Origin of the sequence: Pseudomonas sp. EA_65y_Pfl1_P113 (genome assembly GCF_963970525.1) — a bacterium.
Lineage (GTDB): Bacteria > Pseudomonadota > Gammaproteobacteria > Pseudomonadales > Pseudomonadaceae > Aquipseudomonas > Aquipseudomonas tritici.
The window spans coordinates 1-470 of sequence record NZ_CAXAQM010000490.1 but is presented as its reverse complement, the minus strand read 5'-3'; the positions used below and the strand labels follow the sequence as shown (position 1 = coordinate 470).

General features: G+C 63.8%; 1 protein-coding gene. It reads left to right on the top strand.

Annotation, left to right across the window (positions count from 1 at the left end):
• The coding region (locus AACY52_RS30725; RefSeq protein ID WP_339561450.1) for an RNA pyrophosphohydrolase at positions 1 to 427 on the top strand (427 nt) is incomplete at its 5' end.
• Between the last annotated feature and the right edge of the window lie 43 nt (positions 428 to 470).

Genomic DNA, 470 nt, shown 5'->3' with positions numbered 1-470 from the left:
CTTCAAGGGTGATGGCCCCGAGATCATCCTGCCGGGGCTCGACTGGCAGATGCCGCAGGGCGGCGTCGACGAGGGCGAGAATCTGCGCGACGCGGCCCTGCGCGAGCTCTGGGAAGAAACCAGCGTCACGAGCGCCGACTATCTCGGCGAGACCGACTGGTTCACCTACGAGTTCCCGCCCTATGACGGACCGCAGACCCATCGGCTCGCCAAGTTCCGCGGCCAGCGCCAGAAATGGTTCGCGCTGCGCTTCACCGGCAAGGACAGCGAGATCAATGTCGAGAAGCCCGGCGGCGGCGCCCACAAGGCCGAGTTCGTCAGCTGGCGCTGGGAGCCGATGAAGAATCTCCCGGAACTGATCATCCCGTTCAAGCGCCCGGTCTATGAGCGCGTGGTGAAGGAGTTTTCCGCGCTGGCAGATGACTAATTCGAGTTGTCATGCGCGTTCGGTGCTAAGGCATCGTCCGGAA